Annotated in this window: 26 protein-coding genes and 1 pseudogene; 15 read left to right on the forward strand and 12 right to left on the reverse strand. The window is 61.8% G+C overall.

What is annotated here, in order from left to right:
- Positions 1–2: 2 nt before the first annotated feature.
- Positions 3–551, reverse strand: coding sequence for a cytochrome b (locus tag M0808_RS21750; protein ID WP_247842382.1), 549 nt, complete (start codon positions 549–551; stop codon positions 3–5).
- Between the two features lie 207 nt (positions 552–758).
- On the opposite strand from M0808_RS21750, the gene M0808_RS21755 reads away from it, so the two are divergent.
- The 7 genes from M0808_RS21755 to M0808_RS21785 are packed head-to-tail and all read left to right on the forward strand — an operon-like array spanning position 759 to position 7,080.
- Positions 759–1,436, forward strand: a complete 678-nt coding sequence (locus M0808_RS21755; protein ID WP_098964408.1) for a thermostable hemolysin — start codon at positions 759–761, stop codon at positions 1,434–1,436.
- Entirely contained in the window at positions 1,426–2,907 is a 1,482-nt protein-coding gene (locus tag M0808_RS21760) for an AMP-binding protein (RefSeq protein WP_247842383.1), read from the forward strand. The genes M0808_RS21755 and M0808_RS21760 overlap by 11 nt, the downstream gene beginning before the upstream one ends.
- Positions 2,904–3,578: an iron-containing redox enzyme family protein gene (locus M0808_RS21765; protein ID WP_247842384.1), complete on the forward strand. Its 675-nt coding sequence runs from the start codon at positions 2,904–2,906 to the stop codon at positions 3,576–3,578. Before M0808_RS21760 ends, M0808_RS21765 begins: the two co-directional genes overlap by 4 nt.
- Positions 3,565–4,374, forward strand: a complete 810-nt coding sequence (locus tag M0808_RS21770) for an SDR family oxidoreductase (RefSeq protein WP_098964411.1) — start codon at positions 3,565–3,567, stop codon at positions 4,372–4,374. Before M0808_RS21765 ends, M0808_RS21770 begins: the two co-directional genes overlap by 14 nt.
- Positions 4,371–5,015: a tetratricopeptide repeat protein gene (locus M0808_RS21775; protein ID WP_098964412.1), complete on the forward strand. Its 645-nt coding sequence runs from the start codon at positions 4,371–4,373 to the stop codon at positions 5,013–5,015. Before M0808_RS21770 ends, M0808_RS21775 begins: the two co-directional genes overlap by 4 nt.
- 11 nt (positions 5,016–5,026) lie before the next feature.
- A complete protein-coding gene (locus M0808_RS21780; RefSeq protein WP_098964413.1) occupies positions 5,027–5,689 on the forward strand; it encodes a response regulator in 663 nt (220 codons plus the stop codon).
- On the forward strand, positions 5,686–7,080 hold the full coding sequence (locus tag M0808_RS21785; RefSeq protein ID WP_223008328.1) for an ATP-binding protein: 1,395 nt from the start codon (positions 5,686–5,688) through the stop codon (positions 7,078–7,080). Before M0808_RS21780 ends, M0808_RS21785 begins: the two co-directional genes overlap by 4 nt.
- Here the strand turns inward: M0808_RS21785 and M0808_RS21790 are convergent.
- The 6 genes from M0808_RS21790 to M0808_RS21815 form a co-directional block, all read right to left on the reverse strand.
- A complete protein-coding gene (locus M0808_RS21790) occupies positions 7,051–7,629 on the reverse strand; it encodes a LysE family translocator (RefSeq protein ID WP_247842385.1) in 579 nt (192 codons plus the stop codon). The genes M0808_RS21785 and M0808_RS21790 overlap by 30 nt on opposite strands.
- Positions 7,630–7,697: 68 nt before the next feature.
- Entirely contained in the window at positions 7,698–8,537 is an 840-nt protein-coding gene (locus M0808_RS21795; protein WP_247842386.1) for an AraC family transcriptional regulator, read from the reverse strand.
- Positions 8,538–8,609: 72 nt separating this feature from the next.
- Positions 8,610–9,308 carry an arsenical resistance protein ArsH gene (gene arsH / locus M0808_RS21800; protein ID WP_247842387.1) on the reverse strand — a complete coding sequence of 233 codons (699 nt, stop codon included), beginning with the start codon at positions 9,306–9,308 and terminating at the stop codon, positions 8,610–8,612.
- A 12-nt stretch (positions 9,309–9,320) separates the two neighbouring features.
- The gene (locus M0808_RS21805) at positions 9,321–9,791 is read right to left on the reverse strand and encodes an arsenate reductase ArsC (protein WP_135296083.1); all 471 of its coding nucleotides are present in this window, start codon (positions 9,789–9,791) and stop codon (positions 9,321–9,323) included.
- Between the two features lie 25 nt (positions 9,792–9,816).
- Positions 9,817–10,164: a metalloregulator ArsR/SmtB family transcription factor gene (locus tag M0808_RS21810; protein WP_135296084.1), complete on the reverse strand. Its 348-nt coding sequence runs from the start codon at positions 10,162–10,164 to the stop codon at positions 9,817–9,819.
- 440 nt (positions 10,165–10,604) lie between these two features.
- Positions 10,605–11,489 (reverse strand): LysR family transcriptional regulator, encoded by an 885-nt coding sequence (locus M0808_RS21815; RefSeq protein WP_045122518.1) that lies wholly within the window; start codon positions 11,487–11,489, stop codon positions 10,605–10,607.
- Positions 11,490–11,622: 133 nt separating this feature from the next.
- Between M0808_RS21815 and M0808_RS21820 the strand changes: the two genes are divergently transcribed.
- Positions 11,623–13,290 carry a GMC family oxidoreductase N-terminal domain-containing protein gene (locus tag M0808_RS21820; RefSeq protein WP_247842388.1) on the forward strand — a complete coding sequence of 556 codons (1,668 nt, stop codon included), beginning with the start codon at positions 11,623–11,625 and terminating at the stop codon, positions 13,288–13,290.
- Positions 13,291–13,415: 125 nt separating this feature from the next.
- Positions 13,416–15,038, forward strand: a complete 1,623-nt coding sequence (locus M0808_RS21825; protein WP_247842389.1) for an MFS transporter — start codon at positions 13,416–13,418, stop codon at positions 15,036–15,038.
- A gap of 155 nt (positions 15,039–15,193) precedes the next feature.
- Here M0808_RS21825 and M0808_RS21830 read toward each other — a convergent pair whose 3' ends face one another.
- Positions 15,194–15,562: a DUF427 domain-containing protein gene (locus M0808_RS21830; protein WP_098964421.1), complete on the reverse strand. Its 369-nt coding sequence runs from the start codon at positions 15,560–15,562 to the stop codon at positions 15,194–15,196.
- Positions 15,563–15,846: 284 nt separating this feature from the next.
- Complete coding sequence (locus M0808_RS21835) at positions 15,847–17,253, reverse strand: serralysin family metalloprotease (RefSeq protein WP_247842390.1); 1,407 nt, start codon at positions 17,251–17,253, stop codon at positions 15,847–15,849.
- Positions 17,254–17,532: 279 nt separating this feature from the next.
- On the opposite strand from M0808_RS21835, the gene M0808_RS21840 reads away from it, so the two are divergent.
- The 3 genes and pseudogenes from M0808_RS21840 (at position 17,533) to M0808_RS21850 (ending at position 20,987) form a co-directional block, all read left to right on the forward strand.
- Positions 17,533–19,464, forward strand: a complete 1,932-nt coding sequence (locus tag M0808_RS21840) for a DNA topoisomerase III (RefSeq protein ID WP_210558708.1) — start codon at positions 17,533–17,535, stop codon at positions 19,462–19,464.
- Positions 19,465–19,642: 178 nt separating this feature from the next.
- Positions 19,643–20,146 (forward strand): annotated as a pseudogene (locus M0808_RS21845) (GNAT family N-acetyltransferase).
- A 511-nt stretch (positions 20,147–20,657) separates the two neighbouring features.
- Positions 20,658–20,987, forward strand: coding sequence for a hypothetical protein (locus tag M0808_RS21850; RefSeq protein WP_027611729.1), 330 nt, complete (start codon positions 20,658–20,660; stop codon positions 20,985–20,987).
- A 187-nt stretch (positions 20,988–21,174) separates the two neighbouring features.
- Here the strand turns inward: M0808_RS21850 and cynR are convergent, their stop codons facing one another.
- Positions 21,175–22,053, reverse strand: coding sequence for a transcriptional regulator CynR (gene cynR / locus M0808_RS21855; protein ID WP_098964429.1), 879 nt, complete (start codon positions 22,051–22,053; stop codon positions 21,175–21,177).
- Between the two features lie 119 nt (positions 22,054–22,172).
- Here cynR and cynS point away from each other — a divergent pair, with 119 nt between their 5' ends.
- The 3 genes from cynS (at position 22,173) to M0808_RS21870 (ending at position 23,632) form a co-directional block, all read left to right on the forward strand.
- The gene (gene cynS, locus M0808_RS21860; RefSeq protein ID WP_003226042.1) at positions 22,173–22,640 is read left to right on the forward strand and encodes a cyanase; all 468 of its coding nucleotides are present in this window, start codon (positions 22,173–22,175) and stop codon (positions 22,638–22,640) included.
- 83 nt (positions 22,641–22,723) lie between these two features.
- A complete protein-coding gene (locus tag M0808_RS21865; RefSeq protein WP_247842391.1) occupies positions 22,724–22,960 on the forward strand; it encodes a DUF2790 domain-containing protein in 237 nt (78 codons plus the stop codon).
- A gap of 12 nt (positions 22,961–22,972) precedes the next feature.
- Positions 22,973–23,632 carry a carbonic anhydrase gene (locus M0808_RS21870; protein WP_247842392.1) on the forward strand — a complete coding sequence of 220 codons (660 nt, stop codon included), beginning with the start codon at positions 22,973–22,975 and terminating at the stop codon, positions 23,630–23,632.
- A 155-nt stretch (positions 23,633–23,787) separates the two neighbouring features.
- On the opposite strand, the gene M0808_RS21875 is transcribed toward M0808_RS21870, so the two are convergent.
- Together M0808_RS21875 and glsB are read right to left on the reverse strand one after the other, a co-directional pair.
- The gene (locus M0808_RS21875; protein WP_247842393.1) at positions 23,788–25,290 is read right to left on the reverse strand and encodes an aldehyde dehydrogenase family protein; all 1,503 of its coding nucleotides are present in this window, start codon (positions 25,288–25,290) and stop codon (positions 23,788–23,790) included.
- Between the two features lie 200 nt (positions 25,291–25,490).
- Positions 25,491–26,399: a glutaminase B gene (glsB, locus tag M0808_RS21880; protein ID WP_003226050.1), complete on the reverse strand. Its 909-nt coding sequence runs from the start codon at positions 26,397–26,399 to the stop codon at positions 25,491–25,493.
- Between the last annotated feature and the right edge of the window lie 76 nt (positions 26,400–26,475).

Raw genomic sequence — 26,475 nt, forward strand, 5'->3', positions numbered from 1 at the left:
GGTTATTCCGTGCGGCCCGGCAACATCCGCACCAGCGTGTTATCCCGCACCCAGTAGTGGTGAAACAGCCCCGCCGCCGCGTGCAGGCCGATCAGCCAGTAGCCCGCGCTGCCCAGCGTTTCATGCCAGTACTTGAGCTGTTTGGCGAAGTCCGGGTCGATGGCGACTGGTGCCGGGACGTGGAAGCCGAAGTACGGGAACGGTTTGTCGGCGGCAGCGAGCATCAGCCAGGCGAGGATCGGCGTGGCGATCATCAGCACGTACAACGCCAGGTGCATCAGGTGCGAGATGCCGGTCTGCCAGGATGGCGGCTTCGGAGTGATCGGCGGGCGTGGGCTCAAGCGGCCGAGGAGACGCACCCACACCAGCACGAAAATGCTCGCGCCGAACAGGCCATGGAAGCCCATCAGCAGGCCGCGCGCTTCGCTGCCCTTGGGCATGAAGCCCTTGATTTCGACACAGGCATAGACGCCGACGAACAGCGCCAGCATCAGCCAGTGCAACGTAATTGACAGTTTTCCATAACGGGTTACGGCGGTGTCGCGGGTCATAAGTAGCGCCTCGTGATTGTCGTGAGTGACGGTCGATTCGTTCGACAGTCTCGATCCGGTTGCAGGGCGAACCGACGGTGCCACCCTGCCCTTGCAGTCTTAAGACAATCTGAAGATTGCCCGTTGATTAACCTTTTTTCACCTTCAGACTTCGTTAAGAAACGCCTCCGATACTGCGCTCAAATCATTGAGGGAGGCGTTCTGCCCATGCCCGATTTCGACTGGAACATTCCCCTTCCCCTGCGCTTCGGTCAAGCCGAAACGCCGCAGATGACGTTGACCGGCGCCTTGCCCGACGACGCGCTGCGAGAGACTTTCGAAGCTTTCATCCAGCAGCGTTTTCGCAAAGCCCACGGCGCCGACATTCGGCACTTTATGCCCGAGCTGTTCGGCATGCACAACGGCGACGGTGAGCTGTGTGCGGTGGCTGGTGTACGTCGTGCACATCAAGAGCCGCTGTTTCTCGAGCGCTATCTGGATGAACCGATCGAACCGTTGATCAGCGCTGCAGCGGATCGTCCGGTGGATCGCACCGGCATCGTCGAAGTCGGCAACCTCGCCGCCAGCGACACCGGCAGCGCACGCATGAGCATCATCGCCATCACCTACCTGCTGGCCATGGGCGGCCTGGAATGGGTGACGTTCACCGGCAACATCGGGCTGGTCAACAGCTTCCATCGGCTCGGTCTGAAGCCAGTGACATTATGCGCCGCCGACCCGGATCGCCTGGGTGACGAGCGTCAACACTGGGGCAGTTATTACGAAAGCAAGCCGTGGGTGCACGTCGGCAACATCCGCGCCGGCTTCATCCATTTGCGCAATATCGGCCTGTTCACTCGATTGGGACTGCCGACCTCGATTGAAGGAGCCTGCCATGTCGCTTGAACTGCAACGCTTCCAGGAAACCCTGCGCGACCATGCCCGGCGCAATGACAACTGCACCGCGCTGTGGGGCGATACGCTGAAACTCGATTACGCCACTGTTTACGCCGAGGTGCTGTATCGCCAGGAACGTCTGCGCGATGAACAGGCGCAGGTGATCGCCTTGGCACTGGATAACGGCGTCGATGCGATGCTGTGGGATCTGGCCGTGCTGTTCGAGGGCTTGACCTGCGTGACGCTGCCGGCGTTTTTCAGCCCCGCGCAACGTGCCCATTGTCTGGAACAGAGCCAGGCCGAACGGGTGATTGCCGAACCGGAGCTGGACGCCGAACTGCTCGCCGCCGGTTACGAGAAGCGCGGCGAGTTCTGGTGCCGCACGTTCGATGGCCCGAATCGCCTGCCAGCCGGCACCGCCAAACTGACCTTCACCTCCGGCACCACCGGCACACCGAAAGGCGTGTGCCTGAGTGCCGACAGTCTGCTGCGTGTGGCGCGGGAGCTGGATCAAGCGAGCAAATCCACCGATCCGCAGCATCATCTGGCGTTGTTGCCGCTGGCGATTCTGCTGGAAAACCTCGGCTGCTACGCCGCGCTGTACGCCGGTGCGACGCTGAGTCTGCCGAGCCAGAAAACCTTGGGCATACAGGGCGCCAGCGGCGTCGATGTACCGCACCTGCTGGGTTATCTGGCCGGACGTGCGCCGGAGAGTCTGATTCTGGTGCCGCAGCTGTTGCTGATGCTGGTCAGCGCTGCCGAACAGAAAGCCTTCGATCCACAAAAACTGCGTTTCGCCGCCGTCGGCGGTGCGCGGGTCTCGGAGGATCTGCTGCACCGCGCGCAGCGTGTCGGCCTGCCGGTTTTCGAAGGTTATGGCTTGTCCGAATGCGCCTCGGTGGTGTGCCTCAATCGCCCCGGCGCGCGGCGTCCGGGTAGCGTCGGCCAGCCGCTGCCGCACGTTGAAGTGCGCCTGGCCGAAGACGGCGAAGTACTGATCAAGGGCTCGGCGCTGCTCGGTTATCTGGGGGACGCGCCATACGCTGATGAATGGTGGCCGAGCGGCGATCTGGGCGAGTTCGACCCCGAAGGTTTCCTCTACCTCAAGGGCCGCAAGAAGCACCAGTTCGTCACCAGTTTCGGGCGCAACGTCAACCCGGAATGGGTCGAGTCGGAACTGACCCAGCGCCGCCATATCGCCCAGGCCTTCGTCTACGGCGAGGCTCTGCCGCACAACCATGCCTTGCTCTGGCCGCACCGTGCCGATTGCAGCGACGCGGAGCTGGCGGCAGCGGTCGCCGAAGCCAACGAAGCCTTGCCCGATTACGCCCAGGTGCACCGCTGGACGCGCCTGCCGCAACCGTTCACCGCCACCAATGGCCTGCTGACCGCCAATGGTCGGCCACGCCGTGAGGCGATTGTCGCGCTGTACCACGCCCAATTGACTGAGTCCGCTGTTTCCGAGGAGTCCGCATCATGAGTTTTTTCGACACCCTGCAAGAAGCCACGCAGCAGGAACGTCACGAGCTGTTCAACCTGCCGATCATCCTCGATGCCCTGCAAGGCAAGGTCAGCCTGGAAAGCTATCGGGCATTTCTGGCTCAGGCGTATTACCACGTGCGTCACACCGTGCCGTTGATGATGGCCTGCGGCGCGCGCCTGCCGACACGGCTGGAGTGGCTGCGCAAAGCCGTCTGCGAATACATCGAAGACGAATACGGCCATGAACAGTGGGTGCTCAACGATATTGCCGCGTGTGGCGGTGATCGCAACGCGGTGCGCGACGGGCAGCCATCGCTGCCGATCGAATTGATGGTCAGTTTCCTCTACGACTTGATCGCCCGAGGCAATCCGGTGGGCCTATTCGGCATGGTCAATGTGCTTGAAGGCACCAGCATCGCCCTGGCCACCCATGCGGCGGGCAGCATTCGCGAGCGTCTGGCACTGCCGGACACCGCGTTCAGCTACCTCAGCTCGCACGGTTCGCTGGACATCGAGCACATGCAAACCTATCGCCGCTTGATGAATAAGCTGGAAGATCCAGACGATCAGGCAGCAGTGATCCACGCCTCGAAAGTCGTCTATCGCCTGTACTCCGACATGTTCCGTGGCCTGCCACGTGACGCGGAGGCTCAACATGCAGCTGCGTGATGCGCGGGTGGTGTTGACCGGCGCCAGTGGCGGCATCGGCATGGCCATCACCGAGGCCTTGTGCGCCGCCGGCGCCCAGGTATTGGCGGTGGCGCGGCATGAGCAGGCGCTGGCGCCGTTGCTTGAGCGCTACCCGAATTCGCTGTGCTGGGTCGCCGCCGACCTGACCTTCCTCAGCGACCGGCGCAAAGTGCTGGCCGCCGCCGAAGCCATTGGCGGCATCAACCTGCTGATCAACGCGGCCGGGGTCAATCATTTCGCCATGCTTGAACAGCTGGATGACAGCGACATCAACGCGATGCTCGCGGTGAACATCAGCGCACCGATGTGCCTGACCAAACTGCTGCTGCCACTGCTCAAACAGGCCGACAGCGCGATGGTGGTCAACGTCGGTTCCACTTACGGCTCGATCGGCTACCCCGGTTACGCCAGTTATTGCGCGACCAAGTTCGCCCTGCGCGGATTCTCCGAAGCGCTGCGCCGCGAACTGGCCGACACCCGGGTCAACGTGCTTTACGTCGCGCCCCGGGCCACGCGCACTTCGATGAACAGTGCGGCGGCGCAAGCCTTGAACGATGCGCTCAAGGCCAACGTCGATGACCCGCAAACCGTCGCCTCGGCGGTGATCCACGCGATCGCCGGCGACCGCCGCGACCTGTATCTGGGCTGGCCGGAGCGCTTCTTCGTACGCCTGAACAATCTGCTGCCACATCTGGTGGATCGAGGCCTGCGCAAGCAGTTGCCGCTGATTCGCCGCCTCAGTGAGAAACCTGACAACGAGCCGCCAAAATCATGAAAAGACTTTCCGTATGCCTGTTGCTCGCCGCCCTCAGCCAAAGCGTCTGGGCGCTGGAACCTGCCGATCAGCAACGCCTCAACGGCATCCAGCAGAGCTGGGCGCACATCCAATATGAAGTGGCAGAAAAACAGCGCGCCGCCGCGTTCGAGCAGTTGTCGTCCGAAGCCACTGCCTTTACCACCCAGCGTCCGGCAGTGGCCGAAGCGTGGATCTGGAAAGGCATCGTCACCAGCAGTTGGGCCGGCGCTCAGGGCGGACTCGGTGCCTTGGGCAAGGCCAAGGACGCCAAGGCCGATCTGGAAAAAGCCCTGACACTCGACCCCAAAGCCTTGCAAGGCTCGGCCTACACCAGCCTCGCCGCGCTGTATGATCGCGTCCCGGGCTGGCCGATCGGTTTCGGCGACAGCGACAAGGCCGAGCAACTGCTCAAGCAAGCGCTGCAACTGAATCCGGAGGGCATCGACAGTCTGTACTTCTGGGGCGATCACCTCTACCGTCAGAAGCGCTACGCTGAAGCCAGGGTCGCGCTGCTCAAGGCCCAGCAGGCCGCCCCGCGCCCGGGCCGGGAAACCGCTGACGCCGGGCGCCGCAAAGAGATCGCCGCCCTGCTGGTGGACGTGAACAAGAAACTCGACTGACAGGAGTCCGCGTGCGTTTATTACTGATTGAGGATGACGTAGCCCTCGGTGAAGGCATTCATCAGGCGTTGGGGCGCGAGGGCTACACCGTCGATTGGTTGAAGGATGGCAGCAGCGCGTTGCATGCGCTGCTCAGTGAAACCTTTGACGTTGCCGTACTCGATCTGGGCCTGCCGCGCATGGACGGCCTCGAAGTGCTGCGTCGTCTGCGCGACAGCGGTTCGAACCTGCCGGTGCTGATCCTCACCGCGCGCGATGCCACCGAAGACCGCATCGCCGGGCTGGACGCCGGCGCCGACGACTATCTGGTCAAACCCTTCGACCTCAATGAGTTCAAGGCACGCCTGCGCGCCTTGTTGCGTCGCAGTGCCGGGCGCGCCCAGGCGCTGATCGAACACGCCGGGATCAGCCTCAACCCCGGCACCCAGCAGGTCAGCTATCAGGGTCAACCTGTCGCGCTGACGCCCAAGGAATATCAGTTGCTGCATGAATTGCTCTCGCCGCCGGGCCGGGTGATGACCCGCGACCAACTGATCCAGTTGCTTTACGGCTGGAACGAAGAAGCCGAGAGCAACACCCTGGAAGTGCACATCCATCACCTGCGCAAAAAATTCTCCACCGACCTGATCCGCACCATTCGCGGTGTGGGTTATCTGGTGGAGGAGCGTCGATGACCTCGATTCGTCGCCGTACGCTGACGCTGATCATCGGGCTGTTGCTCGCCGGTCTTGCGGTGCTCAGCGTGTTCAACCTGCACGACAGCAACCACGAAATCGCCGAAGTCTACGACGCGCAACTGGCGCAAAACGCTCGCCTGCTGCAAGGCGTGATGCGCATGCCGATGGCGAGCAAGGATCACTCGCAGTTGTATCAGGCGTTCAATCAGGCGCTCGGCGAAGCCAAGCCACGCGTCGACGGCCATCCTTACGAAAGCAAGATCGCCTTCCAGGTGTGGAACCCGAAAAACGAGGTGCTGGTGCACACCGCCAGTGCCCCGTCGTTCACCGCCCCGCCGACGAAGCCGGGCTTCAGCGATGTGGTCGACTTGAACAACCGTCACTGGCGCGCCTTCATGCTCGAAGACCCGCAGAACGGTCTGCGCATCTGGGTCGGCGAGCGCGATGATGTGCGCGCCGACCTGGTTGATCGCATCGTGCGCCACACGCTGTGGCCGAACGTGCTCGGCAGCCTGATACTCGCGGCGATGGTCTGGCTGGCGATCGGCTGGGGACTCAGGCCCTTGGCGAACATGGCGCAAACCTTGCGCGCCCGACACAGCGGCTCGCTGGAGCCACTGCAACTGACGCCGCTGCCCAGCGAACTGGAACCGATGCAGGCAGCGCTCAACCGCATGCTCGCGCAGATTCAGGAGGTGCTTGGCCGCGAACGACGGTTTATCGCCGACGCCGCCCACGAGATGCGCACGCCACTGGCGGTGCTGCGGGTGCATGCGCAAAACCTGCTGGAGGCCGGTACCGAACAGGAGCGCCGCGAGTCGTTGCAGTTTCTGATTTCCGGCGTCGACCGCACCAGCCGTCTGGTCAACCAGTTGCTGACCATGGCCCGCCTCGAACCGAAATCCAACCCGCCGCCGTTGCAGCGCATCGACCTCAACGAAACCGTGCGCAACAGCCTCGTGCAACTGACGCCGTGGCTGTTGAGCAAACACCTGGAACTGGCCTTCGAGGACGGCGAACAACCGTTCCACGTCATGGCCAGCACCGCTGCCATCGACATCGCCTTGGGCAACCTGATCACCAACGCTGCCAACTTCTCGCCGGAGCACGGCGTGATCACGGTCAAACTGAGCCAGGCCGAGGGCTGGTGCCTGCTGAGCGTGGAGGATCAGGGTCCGGGGATAGACGAAGCGGATCGGGCGCGTCTGTTCGAACGCTTTTACAGCCGCGGCAACACACAAGGTGCGGGCTTGGGGCTGACCATCGTCAACACCATCGCATTGCGTCTGGGCGGGCGGATTACCTTGGTCAACCGGCCTGAGGGTGGCTTGCGCGCTACCTTGTCTATGCCTCTTGGCTCAGTTGTGCAGCAACGCAGCAGCGGATGACACCACCAGCAACACCGCCAGAATCCGGTTCAGCCACTGCAACTGCGCCGGATTACTCAGCCAGCGCGCCGCCCCACGCCCCAACAACGCCCAGACGCCGAGGCACGGCAACGACACCAGAAAGAACGCCAGACACAGCGCATTCAACCCCTGCCTCTGCGCGGTAAACACGCTGATCACCGCGATCGCCATCATCCACGACTTGGGGTTGACCCACTGCAACAGCGCAGCGCCGAGCAGGCCCAGTTCGGTTTTTTCCTCGCCGGCAGCAGGATCGATGGCAGTGGCCGGCGCGGTGAAAATCTGCCACGCCAGCCACAGCATCCAGCCCATCCCCAGCGCACTGATCACCGGGCGCACACCGGGCAGCATCAGCGTACTGGCGCCAGCGCCGGCCACCCAAACCAAAGACGCAGCGCCCGCCCCCGCGCCGAAAATGATCGGCAGACACGGCCGCCAGCCGCGTCGGGCGCTGGTGCTGAGTACGATGAGGTTGGTCGGCCCCGGGGTGATCGAGGCAACGAAGGCAAAGAGGATGAACGCAAGCATGGCACGGCCCTGTAGAAAGTCAGGGCTAACTGTGATGGTTGAGCAAGGTGACGGTCTTGAACGTTTGTTCAGCGTCGAAAGGTACCAATGGCGCGTTGCTGATAGGCGCCCGGCGTGATGCCGTAGGCACGCACGAACCAGCGGCCGAGATGGCTTTGATCGGCGAATCCGAGGCGGCCGGCGACTTCCACTGGCTGCATGCCGGCGGCAAGCATCTGCCGGCCACGGCTCAGACGCAGCTGGATCAGCCACGCGTGTGGCGCGAGTCCATAGGCTGCCTTGAACGCGCGGGTCAGGCGAAAGCGGTCGGTGCCGCAGACGTCGGCCAGGGTTTGCAGGCTGATGTCCTGTTCGTGGTAGGCCACCAGGTAATCGCGTGCCTGCCGGGCGATCAACGGTGCGCGGTTGGCAGCGCTCGGTTGCGGTCGCCGGTACAGATGAATCGCCAGTCGTTCGAGCAAGGCATCCAGCGCCACGTCGCGCACCATGCGTACGTCCTGCTGATGCAGCGCATTGAACGCAAACAAGGTGGCCCGGGCCAGTTCGGGATCATCGTTGAGCACACTGCCGATCCCCGGCAAGCCGCTGCCATAACTGCCCAGATGCAGACCGTCCAGCGCCTGCTCCAGCCATGCCGGTTGCAGATAGAGCATGCGATAGGTGAAGCCGTCCGGGCTCGGCGCATCACCGTCATGGATGTCGCCGGGTTCCAGCATGAAAACCTTGCCCGGCGTGCTGTCATGCCGCGCCCGACGGCTGTTGAAGCGCTGCACGCCCTGCTCGGTGAAGCCGATCAAATACGTTTCATGCCAGTGCGGATCGTAGGCGTGCGCGTGCCCGGCGAAATGCGCGTGCAGGGTTTCGATGCCGGTTTCCCGGTCGCGGGCAAGGTCGATCCAGTTGCTCATGGCGTGCGTACAGTGGTGGGCTGGGGCCAGTAATCCACAATTGGCGGGTTGAGGCTAGAAGGTTTGTGCATTTCAGATCGAGCGCTGATTGACCCGCGACATCAGTTGCTCGGCGCTTTCCTTGCGTTCGGAATAGCGATCTACCAGAAAATCCTGGCGCTCGCGCAGCAGCGCGGTGAACTTCACCAGCTCTTCCATCACATCAACCACGCGGTCATAAAACGCTGACGGTTTCATCCGCCCCGCCTCATCGAATTCCGTGAACGCCTTGGGCACCGAAGACTGATTGGGGATGGTGAACATGCGCATCCAGCGCCCCAGCACGCGCAGTTGATTGACCACGTTGAACGACTGCGAACCGCCGCAGACCTGCATCACCGCGAGGGTTTTGCCCTGGGTCGGACGCACCGCGCCGAGCTCCAGCGGAATCCAGTCGATCTGTGCCTTGAACACCGCCGACATCGCGCCGTGGCGTTCCGGCGAACACCAGACCTGACCTTCCGACCACAGCACCAGCTCGCGCAGTTCCTGGACTTTCGGATGGTCGACCGGGGCGTCGTCAGGCAACGGCAGACCGGACGGATTGAAGATGCGCGTCTCGGCACCGAAGTGCTCCAGCAAGCGTGCGGCCTCCTCCACCAGTAGACGGCTGAAGGAGCGTTCGCGGGTCGAACCGTAGAGCAGCAGGATGCGTGGTTTGTGTTCGTGCGAAGGTGATGTGATCCGGCCTTCGAACAGGCTGTGATCAAGATTGGGCAGGAGCTCTGACATACGTCCTCCGGCTCAGAGGGAGCCGATGCGATCCAGTTCGCGCTGAAGCTCAACGCGGCTGAGTGATTTGAAAGGAAGACCGAGGAAGGTTGCGCAGCGGCGCTCGATGATCGCCAGCGTGGCACGGAACGCCGCATCCACTGCGGCCTCGTCACCGCTCACATCAGAGGGATCTTCCAGCCCCCAATGACATTTGATCGCCGGGCCGAAGTACACCGGGCAGGTTTCGCCCGCTGCCTTGTCGCAGACGGTGATGACGATGTCCGGCGGGTTGCCTTCAAAGGCGTCGTTGCCTTTGCTGTACAAACCGTCGATAGCGATACCGGTCTGTTGCAGCGTCGTCAGGCTGCGCGGCAACACCTGGCCTTTTGGGAAACTGCCGGCGCTCACCGCCTCGAAACCCTCGCGTGCCAGATGATTGAACATGGCTTCGGAAAGGATGCTGCGGCAACTGTTGGCCGTGCACATGAACAGGACACGCATGGATAGCTCCGGGGATATTAGAAGTTCAGCAGCACGCGGTTTCGCGGGCAGGACGGCCGTCCATGTTGTGCAGGCGACAGGCATTGTCCTTGAGCCAATCGGCGTTGGCCGTCGCGGTAATCTTGAGGATCTGGTGAACCCAATCCGGCAGCTCCGGGTTGAGCCGGTAATAGACCCACTGACCCTGACGGCGATCGAGCAACAACCCATTGCTGCGCAGTTGCGCGAGGTGGCGGCTGATTTTCGGCTGGCTGTCGTCGAGGGCGCACATCAGCTCGCAGACACACAGCTCACCCTGCTCGGCAATCAGCAAGGTGGCGCGGGCACGGGTTTCATCGGCCAGGCTTTTGAACAGTTCAGTGGGGGTGAGCATGGGGGGGCGGGCTCGAACATATGGAAAACCGAATATACGGATATCCATATATTATTCAACCCCGAATTCAAGCCACACCGCAGCCCCCCCTGTGGGAGCGAGCTTGCTCGCGAAGGCGGTATGTCTGTGGCATAGGTATCGACTGACACTACGCCTTCGCGAGCAAGCTCGCTCCCACAGGGGGGAATTGTGTGGGCGGGACTATCCGCGCAACAGGCCTTGCTCCGCCTCGCAAAGGCCGACGACATAATCCCAGACCACCCGCAACCTTACTGACTTGTGCAGCTCGCGCCGGGTGCTGATCCAGTAAGGCAGCAACCGCAGAACCCTGTGGGAGCGAGCTTGCTCGCGAAGGCGTAGTGTCAGTCGATATCTACTTCACAGACATACCGCCTTCGCGAGCAAGCCCGCTCCCACAAGGGGATTTGTGCGGGGCAGGACTAGCCGCGCAACAGCCCCTGCTCCGCCTCGCAAAGGCCGACGACATAATCCCAGACCACCCGCAGCCGCACCGACTTGTGCAGCTCGCGTCGGGTGCTGATCCAGTAACTGCGCTCGATGCTGTCATCCGGCAATAACGCCACCAGATCCGGATCCGACGCGGCCATGTAGCAAGGCAACACCGCAATGCCCAATCCCGAGCGCGCCGCTTCCTGCTGGGCGATCACGCTGGTGCTATGGAACACCACGCGCGGGCTGCGGCAGAAGCTGTTGAGGAACATCAGTTCCTGACTGAACAGCAAATCATCGACATAACCGATCCACGCATGCCGCGCGAGGTCTTCGCGGCTGCGCAACGGCGGTGCGTTGTCGAGGTAGCGTTGGCTGGCGTAGAGCGCCAACCGATAGTCGGTGAGTTTGCGCGTGACCAGCATGTCCGCTGCCGGGCGCTCCAGATGAATGCTGATTTCCGCCTCGCGGTTGAGGATGCTGACGAAGCGCGGCACGGCGACCAGTTCCACTTCCAGCCCCGGATAACGTTCGAACAGGCCGATCATCCGGCTGGCGAGAAACTTGATGCCCAGCCCTTCGGTGACGCCGACACGGATCTTGCCCAGCGGTGCGGTTGACTGGGTGATTTCTTCCTGGGCCAGCAGCGCGACGTTCTCCATGGCTTCGGCGTGCTTGAGCAGCGCCTCGCCTGCCGGGGTCATTTCATACCCTTGGGCGTGCTGGACAAACAGCGCGGTGCCGAGGCTTTTTTCGATCGCCTCGATGTGTCGGGCCACGGTGGCGTGAGTAGTGTTCAAGCGCCGGGCAGCGGTGAGCAGGCGGCCGCTGCGTTGCAACTCCAGAAAGAACCGCAGGTCGTTCCAGTCGAACATGGGGTGTCCTTGTCAGCTATGGTCAATCCGGGCTGTTTGAAAACGCACAGCGGCTGCGCAAAAACTAACATTCTTTTAACGAAAGCTAACAACTAGAGTGTCCGACAATAAAAACAAAAAGCGAGGTCAGGGAATGCAGACTTCCCTTGAAGAATACGACTACATCGTGGTCGGCGCCGGCCCCGCCGGGTGCCTGCTGGCCAATCGACTGTCGGCAGACAAACAGCAGCGGGTGTTGCTGCTCGAAGCCGGCGGGCGCGACAACTACGCATGGATTCACATCCCCGTGGGTTACCTGTTCTGCATCGGCAACCCGCGCACCGACTGGTGCTTCAAGACCGAAGCGCAACCCGGCCTGCAAGGTCGCAGCCTGAGCTACCCACGCGGCAAAGTGCTCGGTGGCTGCTCCTCGATCAACGGCATGATCTACATGCGCGGCCAGGCTGGCGACTATGACGGCTGGGCCGCCGAGGGCAATCCGGGCTGGGCCTGGAACGACGTGCTGCCACTGTTCAAACAGAGCGAAAATCACTTTGCCGGCGCCGCTGAGTTTCACGGTGCCCAGGGTGAATGGCGGGTCGAGCAACAGCGGCTGTCATGGCCGATTCTCGATGCCTTCCGCAGCGCCGCTGAGCAGAGCGGCATCGCCAGCATCGACGACTTCAACCAGGGTGACAACGAGGGTTGCGGCTACTTTCAGGTCAACCAGAAGGCCGGGGTGCGCTGGAACGCGGCCAAGGCGTTTCTCAAACCTGTTCGCGAGCGGGCCAATCTGACGGTGCTGACCGGGGTTGAAGTGGATCGGGTGCTGCTGGAAAACGGTCGCGCATCGAAGGTCAGCGCCCGTCACGAAGGTCAGGTGAAAAGCTTCAAGGCGCGCAAGGAAATCGTCCTCTGCGCCGGCGCCGTGGGTTCGCCGAGCATTCTGCAACGCTCCGGAATCGGCCCGAGTCCTTTGCTGGAGCGTCTGGGCATCGGGGTGATTCATGAGTTGCCGGGGGTCGGCGGCAACCTGCAGGATCACCTGCAACTGCGCCTGATCTACAAACTGCAGAACGCTCGGACCCTGAATCAGATCGCCGGCAGCGTGTGGGGCAAGATGGGCATGGGCCTGCGTTATCTGTATGACCGCAGCGGGCCGCTGTCGATGGCGCCGAGTCAGCTCGGGGCGTTTGCCCGATCCGGGCCTGAGCAGACTTCCGCCAACCTTGAGTATCACGTGCAGCCGCTGTCGCTGGAGCGCTTTGGCGAGCCGTTGCACAGCTTCCCGGCGTTCACCGCGTCGGTGTGTGATCTGCGTCCGCAGAGCCGTGGCCGCATCGACATCCGTTCGGCAGACCCGCAGGAAGCACCGCTGATTCAACCCAATTACCTCAGCCATCCTGAAGACCTGCGCGTGGCCGCCGACGCGATCCGCCTGACCCGCCGCATCGTCAGCGCCCCGGCCCTGCAAGCGTTCAAACCGGTGGAGTATCTGCCCGGCGACAGCCTGCAAAGCGAAGAACAACTGCACGAAGCGGCGGCGCGAATCGGCACGACGATTTTCCATCCGGTCGGCACCTGTCGCATGGGCAATGACGCGGAAGCGGTGGTCGATGCGCAATTGCGCGTGCATGGCGTGCCCGGCCTGCGCATCGCCGACGCGTCGATCATGCCGCGGATCACCTCGGGCAACACCTGTTCGCCTACGCTGATGATTGCCGAGAAGGCGGCGCAGATGATCCTTTCAGGACCTGTTCACAGCCCCAGTGTGGGAGCGGGCTTGCTCGCGAAAGCGGAGTGTCATTCACCCATGATTTGACTGACACAGCCCCTTCGGGAGCAAGCCCCCTCCCACAGGAATCAACAGCATTCAAGGCAACGCGCAACACCCGGACACGCAACACCAGTGGAACAACAAAAACAATCACTGTGAGGGATACCGACATGTCAGAACACGCTCAGCCGCTGGACGCCGCGAGCGGCGCCAGCACCAGCAGTGCCACGCAGAAAGTCATCTTCGCCTCGTCCTTGGGGACGGTGTTCGAGTGGTATGACTTCTTCCTCTATGGCGCCCTCGCGGCGGTGATCAGCAAGCAGTTTTTCGCCGGGGTCAACGACACCACGGCGTTCATCTTCGCGCTGATGGCCTTTGCCGCCGGGTTTATCGTGCGGCCGTTCGGGGCGCTGGTGTTCGGTCGGTTGGGGGACATGATCGGGCGCAAATACACCTTCCTCGCGACCATCATTCTGATGGGGATCGCCACGTTCTGCGTCGGCCTGCTGCCGACCTACGCCAGCATCGGCATTGCCGCGCCGATCATTCTGGTGGTGCTGCGCATGCTTCAGGGTCTGGCCCTGGGCGGTGAATACGGCGGTGCTGCGACCTATGTGGCGGAACACGCGCCAATCGGCAAACGCGGTTTCCACACCAGCTGGATTCAATCCACTGCAACCCTCGGCCTGCTGCTGTCGCTGCTGGTGGTGCTCGGGTGCCGCTACTTCACTGGCGATCAGTTCGAAGTCTGGGGCTGGCGTATTCCGTTCCTGCTGTCGATCGTGCTGCTGGGCATTTCCACCTGGATCCGCCTGAGCCTGCACGAGTCGCCGGCGTACCTGAAAATGAAAAAGGAAGGCAAAGCCTCGAAAGCGCCGATCCGCGAATCCTTCGGCAAATGGGAGAACCTCAAGGTCGTGCTGATCGCGCTGTTCAGCATCAACGCCGGGCAAGCGGTGACCTTCTACGCTGCGCAATTTTACGTGCTGTTCTTCCTCACCCAGTTCCTGAAAATGGACCCGGCGGTGGCCAACAGCCTGCTGATTATCAGCGTGGTAATCGGCGCGCCGTTCTTCATCATTTTCGGCTGGCTCTCGGACAAGGTCGGGCGCAAACCGGTGCTGATGCTCGGGCTGCTGCTGGCGACCGCGCTGTACTTTCCGATTTTCAAATCCCTGGCGCATTACGCCAACCCGGCAATCGATCAAGCCAGCCGTCAGGCGCCGATCACCGTGCTGGCCGATCCGGCCACCTGCACCTTCCAGTTCGACCCGGTGGGCAAGGCCAAATTCGACAGCCCGTGCGACAAGGTCAAGACCTTCCTGGTCAAGCAGGGCCTGCCCTACTCCAGCGTCGCCGCCCCGGCCGGCAGCGGCGTGCAGGTGAGCGTCGGCGACGTGAAAATCGACGGCTACGACGAATCCGCCCTGCGCGGCGCGGTGACCCTCGCCGGCTACCCGCAACAGGCCGACCTGCAACAGATCAACAAACCGATGATCGTGGCGCTGATCGTCGCGCTGATCATCATCTCGGCCATGTGCTACGGCCCGCTGGCGGCGCTGATGGTCGAACTGTTCCCGACGCGCATCCGCTACACCTCGATGTCCCTGCCGTATCACATCGGCAACGGCTGGTTCGGCGGTTTCCTGCCAACGGTGTCGTTCGCGCTGGTGGTGTACACCGGGGATATTTTTTATGGGCTGTGGTACCCGGTGCTGATTACCGGGGTCAGCCTGGTGGTGGGGATGATCTGTCTGCGAGAGACGAAGAATATCGATCTCGATAAGAACTGAATCTGAACCTGCACACATGATCCTTTGGTGAAAAAACCTGTGGCGAGGGGATTTATCCCCGATGGGGTGCGTAGCGCCCCCGTGAAAAAGGGGACTACTACGTAGTCCATCGGGGATGAATCCCCTCGCCACAATTAAATCTCTTCCTCCAGTAACTAAGCGTCAGCCTTGATCACCTCAAACTTCACCTGATCCGGATAAAACGCCACATAGTTCTTGATCGCATCGACCGAGATCTTCGGTTTCTCGTAAGTCCACACCGCATTCGCCCCCTCATGCCCCGGCACTTGCAGGCTGAAGTAATTGGCATCGCCCTTGTACGGGCAATAACTGGTGTGGTCGGTGCGGGCGAAGTATTTCTCGTCGATGTCCTCGCGGGGCACGTAGTACACCGGCGGGTAGTTGGCCTCATGGAGCACCAGCACATGCGAGGACGCCGCGACCTGGATGCCGTGGAATTTCACCAGCAGGCAACCGGGGAGTTCTTCGAGGGTGATGACGGGATTGAGGCCGGTGGTGCTCATTGGGGTTACTCCTGAATACGGCGCAGAGAGACCGGTTCAGGTATAGCTCATAGGTTCAGACCAGGGTGATTTTGCAGCCGAACGGCCAAAGCCCCCCGGCCCCAGCCCTCTCCCGGAGGTAGAAGGAGCCTGTCGAGGTGTCTTTCGTTCTACACCGACCTGAAAGTGCTTTATCGATTGTGGATTCAGCGAAGTGCAATCAGGTCGACGTATGTTTTCAGCATCCCCCGATCGGTTCCCTCTCCCACTGGGAGAGGGTTAGGGTGAGGGCTACTCTTCTGGCATCAAACCACGATATCAGTCGCCACCGCCTGCCCCACCACACCCACGGCAAAGTCAACCTGCCCCTGCCCGGTCAGATCGACCAGCAGCCCGGTCTGACCGTTCTGCGCGTAGTAAGTCAGGATCGCATCGCCCGCGTGGCCGGTGAAACTGCTGACGAAGTTCAGTGACGCCGCCCCCGTGGCAAACGCGGCGATGCCCGAGAGGTCGATCTTGTCCACGCCGCTCTTGAAATCCATGATCCAGTCCGGCTGGTTGTTGGTCGAGTCGCTGGCTGCGCCGAAGACGAAGGTGTCTGCGCCCTCGCCCCCCCACAGCACATCCGCGCCGCCACCGCCGTAAAGGATGTCGTTGCCGGCTCCGCCGAACAGATGGTTGACGGCCGAGTTGCCGATCAGCAGGTCATTGCCCGAACCGCCAACCGCATTTTCCACGGTTACGCCATAGGCAATCGACACGTTGCCGACCAGACCGCCAACGTCGGAGAACGAACCTTCATTGAGGTTGATCTTCTGGTTCTGGGTGAAGCCGGAGAAATCCAGCCAGTCGTCACCGCCACCGTCCCATACCGAAAACACCACTTTCGAAGAGGCCGAAGTCGCGGTGTAGTAATCGCGTCCGGTATTGGAGTTGAAGCCATACCAGGTGTTATCGGCACGAGTTTCATAGTTGGCACCGTAGAGTTTCTGCACCGCCACGATATCGTCGAGCAACGGCGCGGAGGCGTAGGCGCCGCTGCCGTCCTTGCTGAAGTTCTGGTCGGTGTTGGCTTCACTCCAGTAGCTCATCAGGCTGTAGCCACGGGTGTCTTCGGCGTACTTGGCGTCGTTGTAGGTCGGGCTGCCGTTGCCGGCGTTGTAGGCGCCCGGGTGCGACAGGCCAAGGGTGTGGCCGATTTCGTGGGTCAGGGTCTGACGCCCGTAGTTGTTGGTGTCCGGGGTCTTGTTGACCTGATATTGATTGTTGATCAGGTACCACGACTGACCGTCATAGCTGCCGCCGCTCGGCAGGTAGGCGAACGCTGCGCCGCCGGTGCTGACGTCGTAGTTGCCGAAGGTCATGTGGCCGTCGCCGCCCTTGCCTTCAGCGAACGTGACCTTGGCCACGTCGGCCCAGGATTGCATGGCCAGTATGGCTTGAGCCTTTTGCTGAGCGCTGAACTGGCTGAAGTTGCCGAGGTTCGGGTTGTAGTTTGCCGGTTTCTCGGTAAGGAAGGTGTAGGTCAGCGAGATTTTTCCGTCGCCGTTCTTGTCGTGCCACGACAGGTTTTTGCGCAGGATTTCGTCGGCTGCCTGATCGGCGGTGAACGACGGTTTGCCGTTGACCAGGCCGACGCCGCGGTCGTACAGGTGGCTGAAGGCGTTCACTTCGTCATAGGCGCTGCTGGATTTTGCTTTGGCTTGAGCCATGGTGGGACTTCCTTGTTTCAGAGTTGGCAGTACGCGTCGAGCACGGCGATCCACTAGCGAGATCGTCCGGTCACTCGCGTTTCTGAGAAGCCCGTTGAACCTGACACGGGCGTCAACTGCCTTGCCAATCGATTTCTCGATAGCCGCTCGCGACGTCCCGGTAATACCGGTCATCTCCGGCAATGTTTTGATCTGTATATCCATACAGATAAAAGTTGCCCCGAGCGCCAACTGCGGCCATCCTGTGTACCTCCAGTGAACTGATCGACGACGGTGGTTATGCGGCTGTACCTCTGTGAAAAACCTTCCCAGGCCAAAGACATCGCGGCCGTGCTCGGCGCCAGGCGTCGGGGCGACGGCTGCTGGCTGGGAACGGACGTCACAGTGACCTGGTGCATCGGCCATCTGCTGGAAACCGCGCCGCCGGACGCCTACGACGCGCGTTACAAGCGCTGGGTGCTGGCGGATCTGCCGATCATTCCCGACAAATGGAAAATGACCGTCAAGCCGCGCACCGCCAGCCAGTACAAAGCGGTCAAGCGCCTGCTCGGCGAGGCCAGCGAACTGATCATCGCCACCGACGCCGACCGTGAGGGCGAAATGATCGCCCGGGAACTGGTCGAGCACTGCCGCTATCGCGGGCCGATCCGTCGCCTGTGGCTGTCGGCGCTGGATGAAGCGTCGATCCGCAAGGCCCTGGCCGCGCTGAAGCCGGGAGCGGAAACCTTCAGCCTGTACCACTCGGCGCTGGGGCGCTCGCGGGCCGACTGGCTGATCGGCATGAACATGAGTCGCCTGTTTACGCTATTGGGCCGGCAGTCCGGCTATCAGGGTGTGCTGCCGGTCGGCCGGGTGCAGACGCCGACACTGCGGCTGGTGGTGGACCGCGACCGCAGCATCGCCGACTTCGTGCCGGTGCCGTACTGGGCGATCGATGTGCAACTGCTGCACGACGGCACGCCGTTCACCGCGCAATGGCGTGCGCCCTCCGACGTTTGCGACGAGCAGGATCGCTGTCTGAATCAGGCGCTGGCCCAGCAGGCAGCCGCCGCTCTGAACAGCGCCGCCAGTGCGCGAGTGGTCAAACTGCGCACCGAACGCATGCGTGAAGTGGCACCGCTGCCATTCGATCTGGGCACCCTGCAGGAGGTCTGCTCGAAGAAACTCGGTCTCGGCGCCCAGGAAACTCTCGACATCGCCCAGGCCCTCTACGAAACCTACAAGGTCATCACCTACCCGCGCAGCGATTGCGGCTTTCTGCCGCTGAGCCAGCACAGCGAGGCGCCGGGGATACTGGCGGCACTGCGTCAGGCCGACCCGAGCCTTGATGTGTTGAACGGTCACCTCGACCCGCAGCGCCGCTCGCGGGCGTGGAACGACGCCAAGGTCAGCGCCCACCACGGCATCATCCCCACCGCCGCGGCGAAAAATCTCGAACGCCTGAGCGGCAAACACCGGGCGGTCTATACCCTGATTCGTGCGCGTTATCTGGCGCAATTTCTGCCCAACCATGAATACGATCGCACCCAGGCCGACTTCGATTGCGCCGGGGAAGCGTTGCGTGCCGTCGGCAAGCAGATCATCGAACCGGGCTGGAAGCGCGCCTTGCCCGAAGCCCTCGCCCCGGCCAAAGGCCGTGAAGCGCCAGCCCCGCAAACCCTGCCGGCGCTGAGCCAGGGTATCGATTGCGCCGTGGCCGGCGTGAACCTCAAGGATCTGTGGACCCAGCCGCCGAAGCCCTATACCGAGGGCGACCTGATCAAGGCGATGAAGAACGTCGCCAAACTGGTGGAAGATCCGCTGCTCAAACAGAAACTCAAGGACACCACCGGCATCGGCACCGAAGCGACACGCGCCTCAATCATTCAGGGCCTGCTGGATCGCGGCTATCTGGTGAAGAACGGCAAGGCGCTGGCCGCGACGCCGGCGGCCTTCAGCCTGATCGACGCCGTGCCCCGGGCAATTGCCGATCCCGGCACCACCGCCATCTGGGAACAGGCGCTGGACATGGTGCAGAGCGGCGAGATGAGCCTGGAGGAGTTCGTCACCAAACAGGCGGCGTGGATGAGCAAGCAGGTCACCCGCTGTTCGGCGCTGAGCCTGACCATCAGCGGCCCGCCACCGGCCGGCAAGGCTGCTGCGCCGTGGAAGAAAAAGCGTAAATCGACCCGAAGCAAAACTGCCAGCGCAGCCAAACGCACAGCGAAGTAATGATCAGTCCTGTGGTGGGGGACTCTGTGGTGAGGGGATTTATCCCCGATGGGCTGCGAAGCGGCCCCAGCTTTTACTTAAACAAGAGGACTGCTGCGCAGTCCATCGGGGATAAATCCCCTCACCACAAGGTATGAGTCGACAATACTGAAGTCGCAATCTTCAGGAATTCCCCCCAATGCTCACCATCGAACTGCACCCCGCCCACCGCGACGAACTGCAAACCATCGAAAACCTCATGCAGTTCTACATGTACGACTTCAGCCAATGACTACCACTGAAACTCGGCGAACATGGCTTCTTCAGCATTCAGCAGAAAGACGATTACTGGCGCAATCCCGCTACCCAACCGTTCCTGATCCGCGTCGACGGTGAACTGGCCGGCTTCGTGACCGTGGATAACGACACCCACATCGACGGCGCCGAATACAACATCGGCTACTTCTTCCTCACCCGGCGTTTTCGTGGCCAAGGCGTCGCGCAGTTTGTCGTCTCTGCCCTCTTGAGCCGTCTGCCCGGTCAATGGCAGATTTTCCACATCGACGCCAACCTGCCTGCGCAGCGCTTCTGGGCCAGGTTGATCCCCGAATTGACTGGCGGCGCATTCACCCGCCAACAGCGCGCCGTGGACGGTTACCCCTGCACCTTCTACATCCTGCGCGCCCCTGCATCCGTTGCCTGAACGGATCTTTTCTCATTCCAAAAACGCTTTGTCCGACAATATGTAGTGAACAAAAATAATCACTACAAAACCGTTGACGGCACCGTTTTGCTTTTGCATGATGAAGACGTTCCCCGATCGGGAACATCGGTAACACGCTTGAGCAAGCTCGTCTGACCGCCGAGTTGTTTTTTCCGGATACACGCTGCCCACAAGGCAGATTGAAGAAGCTGACCTGGCCTGAACGTCCAGTACAAGGACGAGAAGCGCTGGCGAAAATTCTCAAGACGCTTGTGGCCGACCCTGAAAACGTCGTCAAGGAGCCTCCCGGTTTTCGCTGCTTCTCCTCGTTGTGACGCTATTGCGTAGCAGTTATTCAACACGACTACATGCAACAGACGCATGACCCCGTACTTCACACGGGCGACCGCTGACGTCCTGGTTTCGGTGCCAGGGATCAACTAACCGATGGGCTACCTGTATTAGCGAATCAACTTTGAAAGATCACCAGACTGGTCAAGGGGCAAACATCATGAATCTGAACAATCAACCTACTATCGAAGAACTGGCTCGTATGTTCGCTGCGCAAAAAGACAGCCACGACAGCCACATTCTCTGGATCAGCAAGTCGGGTCAGGTGCATATCGACTGCCTGTCACCCCACGCTGGTGAAGAAGAATTCGACCGCAGCAACCAGAACCTGCTGGCCCGCCTGAAGATGTACCGCCGCGGCCACGGTTATGTCGGCAAGAAAGCTGCGGCCGACAAGGACTTCATCAGTAATGTGCTGCAGACGCTGAAACAGGCGTGGGATTCGATGCAGAACAAGAATGAAGTTCGGGTGATTGACCGGTTCTACTGAGTTACAACTTCAATAAATAAAAGGGGCCTGCTTCCAACAGAAGCAGGCCCTTTTTATATCCGCAATTCACACACAATCCTGTGGGAGCGGGCTTGCTCGCGAATGGGCCGGGTCAGTCACCACCACCTCAACTGAGACACCGCATTCGCGAGCAAGCCCGCTCCCACAGGGGGGGCTGTGTTGTTGGTCAGATTTTCGTTTGCAGGACCAGATTCACAAACGCCAGCGCCGCCGCACTGTGGTAATTATTCTGCCGCCGCAACAACGCCGCCCCACGCTGCGGCGCTTCGTTCTCGACGCTCAAGCGACGCAACGCCCGGTCTTCGCTGGCAATCGCTTCGGGCAACATCGTCGCCATCGGCGAATGCCGCACCACCTCCAGCAACGTACTTACCGAGTTCACCTCGATCCGCACCTGCGGCGTGATCCCCTGCTGACGGAAATACTCATCGATCGATAACCGGGTGATGAAATCTGGCGCCAGCAAGGCGAAATCCAGTTGCGCAAGATCACGCGATGTCAGCACCGCACTGCTGTCGTACAGCGGATGCTCGCGCCCGACCATGATCCCCAGGGTTTCGGTAAACGCCGGAATACACTCAATGTCCGGGTGGCGCACCGGGGTAAAGGCAATCGCGATGTCCAGCGAATCGTCCGCCAGCCCCGCCTCGATATCATCCATCGACAGCTCGAAAATCTGCAGATGGATACCCGGATAGCGTGCAGCGAAATCACGTACCAACGGCCCGACCAGATAGGCCATGAACGTCGGCGTCATGGCCAGCCGCAAGCGCCCACGCGACAGATCCTTAACGTCATGCAACGCCCGCTTGCCCGCCTCCAGTTCCACCAGCACGCGCCGCGCACACTCAATGTAAGCCTCACCGGCATCGGTGGGTTTAACGGTGCGCGAGGTGCGGTCGAACAGATTCACCCCGAGGCTTTCTTCCAGTTGGCGGATCTGTTGCGACAAGGTCGGCTGCGACACATGCAACGCCTCCGCCGCCCGGGTGAAGCCACCGTGATCGGCCACGGCCAGCAGATATCGCAAATGTCGCAACAACATGGGATCACCATCTATAGGTAGAGCTTATGCAAAGCATTGTATATCGGTCTTGGACGCTATGGATCAATCGGCAGAAGATGGCTCCCACACAGCAAGCCAACCTTGAAAGGAGTGACACCATGCAACAGTCCCACGCCTACAACGATGCCAGCCTGGCCCTGACCACGCGCATTCTCGACATCAAGGCACGCAAAGGCCTGTCGTGGCAGGATCTGGCCGACGACACCGGCCTGAGCCTGGCCTACGTCACCGCTGCCCTGCTCGGCCAGCACCCGCTGCCACAAACCGCCGCGCAAGTGGTTGGCGACAAACTTGAACTGGACGCCGACGCCGTTGCCGCGCTGCAGATCATCCCGCTGCGTGGCAGCCTCAGCGGCGTGCCGACCGACCCGACCATCTACCGCTTCCACGAGATGATCCAGATCTACGGCACCACCCTCAAAGCCCTGGTTCACGAGCAGTTCGGCGACGGCATCATCAGCGCCATCAACTTCAAGCTCGACATCAAGAAAGTCGAAGACCCGGAAGGCGGCTCCCGCGCCGTGGTCACCCTCGACGGCAAGTTCCTGCCACTGCGTCCGTTCTGATCCACCCCGGCCCGCACCCCGTGTGCGGGCCCATCCAAACCTCAATTGCCAAGTCGTCACCACATCTGCCTGGAGGCTGCCCCATGCACAAAATTCTGTTGACCCTGACCCTGCTCGCCGGCCTTGCCGCCCAGGCCCAGGCTGATGAAGAGGCGATTGCCTACCGCTACGGCATGACTCTGGATATTGCTGAAATCGTGAACATCACCCCGGTCACCGACGTCTGCGGCGCTGTACCGGTCGAGATGACCTACCTCGACAGCCACGGCGCAAAACACATTCTTCAATACAGCGAATTCGGCACCGGCTGTTCGAACTGAGAGGACAACACCATGAAAAACCTGATCGAAGGCTTCCTGAAGTTCCAGAACGAGGCGTTTCCGCAACGCACCGAGCTGTTCAAGCACTTGGCGACCACTCAAACCCCGGGCACCTTGTTCATCACCTGTTCCGACAGCCGCGTCGTCCCGGAACTGCTGACCCAGCAAGAACCCGGCGAGCTGTTCGTGATCCGTAACGCAGGCAATATCGTGCCGTCCTACAGCCCGCATCCGGGCGGGGTGTCGGCGACGGTGGAATACGCGGTGGCGGTGCTTGGGGTGACGGACATCGTGATCTGCGGCCACTCCGATTGCGGCGCGATGACCGCGATTGCCCAATGCAAATGCATGGATCACCTGCCCGCCGTCAGCGGCTGGTTGCAACATGCCGAGTCGGCGAAAGTGGTGAACGAGGCGCGGCCGCATGCCAGTGACGCGGCGAAATTGAGTTCGATGGTGCGGGAAAATGTGATCGCGCAACTGGCGAATATTCAGACCCACCCGAGCGTGCGCCTGGCCCAGGAGAAGGGCCTGCTGAACCTGCATGGCTGGGTGTATGACATCGAGACCGGCTCGATCGATGCGCTGGCGGCGGACCGCCGCACGTTTGTGCCGTTGGCTGAGCAGCCAGCGACTTGCGCCATTCAGGCAAACACCAGCGCAGCCGCCTGATACAAATCCGCTGAGGTGAAGAGGAACTTGTGGCGAGGGGATTTATCCCCGATGGACTGCGCAGCAGGCCCGATCTCTTGGGGCCGCTTCGCGCCCCATCGGGGATAAATCCCCTCGCCACAGGGCCGGTGTGCATCAATCGGGATAAGGCGTTTTCAGCGCTTTACGCTGAGGTCGATCTGGGTCATACGGCTACGAACCGTAAACACCCCATCCCCCGAAAGAATCGCACTGCGCGCAAACAAGCGCCCGCTCTCCCAGTTCGAAAGCCCCAGTTCCGGCTTGTTCAGCGCGTACTGGCCATCGACCCAACGGGTAATCCCGTTACCCACAAACGGCGCGTTCACCGCGTTGTAAAAACGCTCTTGCGCAGCAGCATCCTCGCTGATCAACGACACCGTGAACTGCGGGCTGTAGCGGTTGAACAGCGCGATCGCCTGATCCAGATCGTCGACAATCATCAGGCTGACTTCCGGGGTTTCTTCCCACTCCCACTCGCGGCCCAATTCGGATTCCGCCAGCACTTCGGCCAAGGCTTCGGTCTGATAACCCTCGGCGCGATAGACCTCGACCGTTGCGTTGTGCCACTCGGCCGGCAGGTAACTTTCGCTGCCTGCGACGATGTGCAATTTGCAGCCCTGACCGCGTGCGGTACCGGCCTGCTGCAGCGCATCGAGGAACAGCGGGATCAGCTCGACGGCACGCTCGCGTTGAATCAGGCAAACATTCAGCGTGTTGCAGACTTTGCGATCCAGCGAATTACGCACCACGGCGGCGAAGCGCGTGGCGTCGGCGTGACGATCGGCAATCAGCCACGCGCCACCAGTGCCGTGCAGGCTGACCGCCGTGCCCGCCTGCTGGGCGATGCTGCCCAACTGGCTGACCGCGCGGCCCGAACCCCGGGCCACCGCCAGCGACAAACGCCGGTCGGCGAACATCGCCCAACCGGCGGCGTGATTGACGCTTTCCACCAGCGACACCGCACCCGCTGGCAAACCGGCATCGGCCAGCGCCGGGTTCAGCGCGTGAGTGACGATTGCTTGCGCGGTGCCCAATGCATCGCTGCCGATACGCAGCACCGCAGTGTTGCCGGTGCGCAGTACACCGGCGGCATCGGCGAACACGTTCGGCCGTCCTTCGAACACGAACGCCACGATGCCCAGCGGCGATACCACTTGCTCGACCTTCCAGCCGTCGTGTTCGACGCAGCTGATGACCTTGCCGCGCGTGGCCGGCGCATCCCGCCAGGCGCGCAGACCGGCGATCATGTCGCGGCGCATGCGGTCGTCGGCGAGCAGCCGGGTGGTGGAGCGGCCACGGGCCTTGGCGCGTTCGATGTCGGCCAGGTTGGCGGCTTCGATCAGGTTCCAGCACTCTGCGGTTTCCAGGCGTTGCGCGAACAGATCGAAGAAGTGGCTGATGGCCTCGTCGGACACCGCCGAAAGCGCGCTGAACGCCGTTTGCGCACGCTCGATTGCCACTGCAGCCGCTTGTTGATCGACCACCGGAATCAGCAACAGCTCGCCACTCACCTGCTCGACCAGCAGGTGGTCACCGGGCTGAAACCGCGCCGCCAGTTCGGGGCTGACCACGGTCACGCGGTTACCAGCGAAAGGGATCGGCGTGCCAGCGACTAGACGTTCGAGCGCAAGAGACATGAAGCGGATTCACCATATGAGGGGCGGCCGGAAAATGTAGCGGATTCTGCGCTGAAACACACCTTCTACAAACACCACCGAACCTGTGGGAGCGGGCTTGCTCGCGAAGGCGTCGGCACCATCAACATGGATATTGAATGTGCTGGCCTCTTCGCGAGCAAGCCCGCTCCCACAGGTTTCGTGGTGTTTAAAAGGTTGGGTCAGAACACCGACCAGCCAATCCGCGAACTGAGCATCTCCAGCGCCGCCATCCCCGCCAGCGAGTTGCCGGCAGCGTTGAGTTCCGGCGACCACACGCACACCGTGAACTGCCCGGGCACCACAGCGACGATCCCGCCGCCTACCCCGCTCTTGCCCGGCAGGCCGACGCGATAGGCGAAGTTGCCGGCCTCGTCGTACAGGCCGCTGGTGGCCATGATCGAGTTGACTTGTTGGGTCTGGCGCCGGGTCAGGATCTGTTCGCCGCTGTGCTTGCAGAAACCGTCGTTGGCGAGGAAGCAGAACGCCCGGGCCAGATCGATGCAGTTCATGCGCAACGCGCAGTGGCTGAAGTAGCTGCGCAGCACCGCTTCGACGTCGTTGTGGAAGTTGCCGAACGATTGCATCAGGTACGCCATGGCCGCGTTGCGGGCGCGATGCTGGTATTCGGACTCGGCGACCTTGCCGTCGACGATCACCTGTGGATTGCCCGACAGGCGCCGCACGAAGTCGCGCATCGACAGGGCTGGCGCGGCGAAACGCGACTGGTTGATGTCGCAGATCACCAGCGCCCCGGCGTTGATGAACGGATTGCGCGGGCGCCCGCGTTCGAACTCCAGTTGCACCAGCGAGTTGAACGGCTGGCCGGACGGCTCGTGCCCCAGGCGCTCCCAGATCGCTTCGCCGGAATGCTCGATCGCCTGCACCAGACTGAACACCTTGGAAATACTCTGCACCGAGAACGGCGTCTCGGCATCGCCGGCGCAATACATTTCGCCGTCGTTGCCATACACGGCGATGCCCAGCTGATTGGCCGGCACGGTGCCGAGGGCGGGAATGTAATCAGCCACTTTGCCCTGCCCGATCAGGGGCCGGACAGCGTCAAGAATCTCGTTCAACAGCGCTTGCATGCCGGGTTCCGAAGTCTCGCCCCATGGGATTGCGGGGACACTGGGGCTAGACGCTGCGCAACTGCCACGAATCACA

Source organism: Pseudomonas sp. MWU12-3103b (genome assembly GCF_023100615.1).
GTDB lineage: Bacteria > Pseudomonadota > Gammaproteobacteria > Pseudomonadales > Pseudomonadaceae > Aquipseudomonas > Aquipseudomonas putida_A.

Coding starts and splice junctions, on each gene's coding strand:
- M0808_RS21750 (WP_247842382.1), bottom strand. CDS start 551: ATGACCCGCGACACCGCCGTAACCCGTTATGGAAAACTGTCAATTACG.
- M0808_RS21755 (WP_098964408.1), top strand. CDS start 759: ATGCCCGATTTCGACTGGAACATTCCCCTTCCCCTGCGCTTCGGTCAA.
- M0808_RS21760 (WP_247842383.1), top strand. CDS start 1,426: ATGTCGCTTGAACTGCAACGCTTCCAGGAAACCCTGCGCGACCATGCC.
- M0808_RS21765 (WP_247842384.1), top strand. CDS start 2,904: ATGAGTTTTTTCGACACCCTGCAAGAAGCCACGCAGCAGGAACGTCAC.
- M0808_RS21770 (WP_098964411.1), top strand. CDS start 3,565: ATGCAGCTGCGTGATGCGCGGGTGGTGTTGACCGGCGCCAGTGGCGGC.
- M0808_RS21775 (WP_098964412.1), top strand. CDS start 4,371: ATGAAAAGACTTTCCGTATGCCTGTTGCTCGCCGCCCTCAGCCAAAGC.
- M0808_RS21785 (WP_223008328.1), top strand. CDS start 5,686: ATGACCTCGATTCGTCGCCGTACGCTGACGCTGATCATCGGGCTGTTG.
- M0808_RS21790 (WP_247842385.1), bottom strand. CDS start 7,629: ATGCTTGCGTTCATCCTCTTTGCCTTCGTTGCCTCGATCACCCCGGGG.
- M0808_RS21795 (WP_247842386.1), bottom strand. CDS start 8,537: ATGAGCAACTGGATCGACCTTGCCCGCGACCGGGAAACCGGCATCGAA.
- arsH (WP_247842387.1), bottom strand. CDS start 9,308: ATGTCAGAGCTCCTGCCCAATCTTGATCACAGCCTGTTCGAAGGCCGG.
- M0808_RS21805 (WP_135296083.1), bottom strand. CDS start 9,791: ATGCGTGTCCTGTTCATGTGCACGGCCAACAGTTGCCGCAGCATCCTT.
- M0808_RS21810 (WP_135296084.1), bottom strand. CDS start 10,164: ATGCTCACCCCCACTGAACTGTTCAAAAGCCTGGCCGATGAAACCCGT.
- M0808_RS21815 (WP_045122518.1), bottom strand. CDS start 11,489: ATGTTCGACTGGAACGACCTGCGGTTCTTTCTGGAGTTGCAACGCAGC.
- M0808_RS21820 (WP_247842388.1), top strand. CDS start 11,623: ATGCAGACTTCCCTTGAAGAATACGACTACATCGTGGTCGGCGCCGGC.
- M0808_RS21825 (WP_247842389.1), top strand. CDS start 13,416: ATGTCAGAACACGCTCAGCCGCTGGACGCCGCGAGCGGCGCCAGCACC.
- M0808_RS21830 (WP_098964421.1), bottom strand. CDS start 15,562: ATGAGCACCACCGGCCTCAATCCCGTCATCACCCTCGAAGAACTCCCC.
- M0808_RS21835 (WP_247842390.1), bottom strand. CDS start 17,253: ATGGCTCAAGCCAAAGCAAAATCCAGCAGCGCCTATGACGAAGTGAAC.
- M0808_RS21840 (WP_210558708.1), top strand. CDS start 17,533: ATGCGGCTGTACCTCTGTGAAAAACCTTCCCAGGCCAAAGACATCGCG.
- M0808_RS21850 (WP_027611729.1), top strand. CDS start 20,658: ATGAATCTGAACAATCAACCTACTATCGAAGAACTGGCTCGTATGTTC.
- cynR (WP_098964429.1), bottom strand. CDS start 22,053: ATGTTGTTGCGACATTTGCGATATCTGCTGGCCGTGGCCGATCACGGT.
- cynS (WP_003226042.1), top strand. CDS start 22,173: ATGCAACAGTCCCACGCCTACAACGATGCCAGCCTGGCCCTGACCACG.
- M0808_RS21865 (WP_247842391.1), top strand. CDS start 22,724: ATGCACAAAATTCTGTTGACCCTGACCCTGCTCGCCGGCCTTGCCGCC.
- M0808_RS21870 (WP_247842392.1), top strand. CDS start 22,973: ATGAAAAACCTGATCGAAGGCTTCCTGAAGTTCCAGAACGAGGCGTTT.
- M0808_RS21875 (WP_247842393.1), bottom strand. CDS start 25,290: ATGTCTCTTGCGCTCGAACGTCTAGTCGCTGGCACGCCGATCCCTTTC.
- glsB (WP_003226050.1), bottom strand. CDS start 26,399: ATGCAAGCGCTGTTGAACGAGATTCTTGACGCTGTCCGGCCCCTGATC.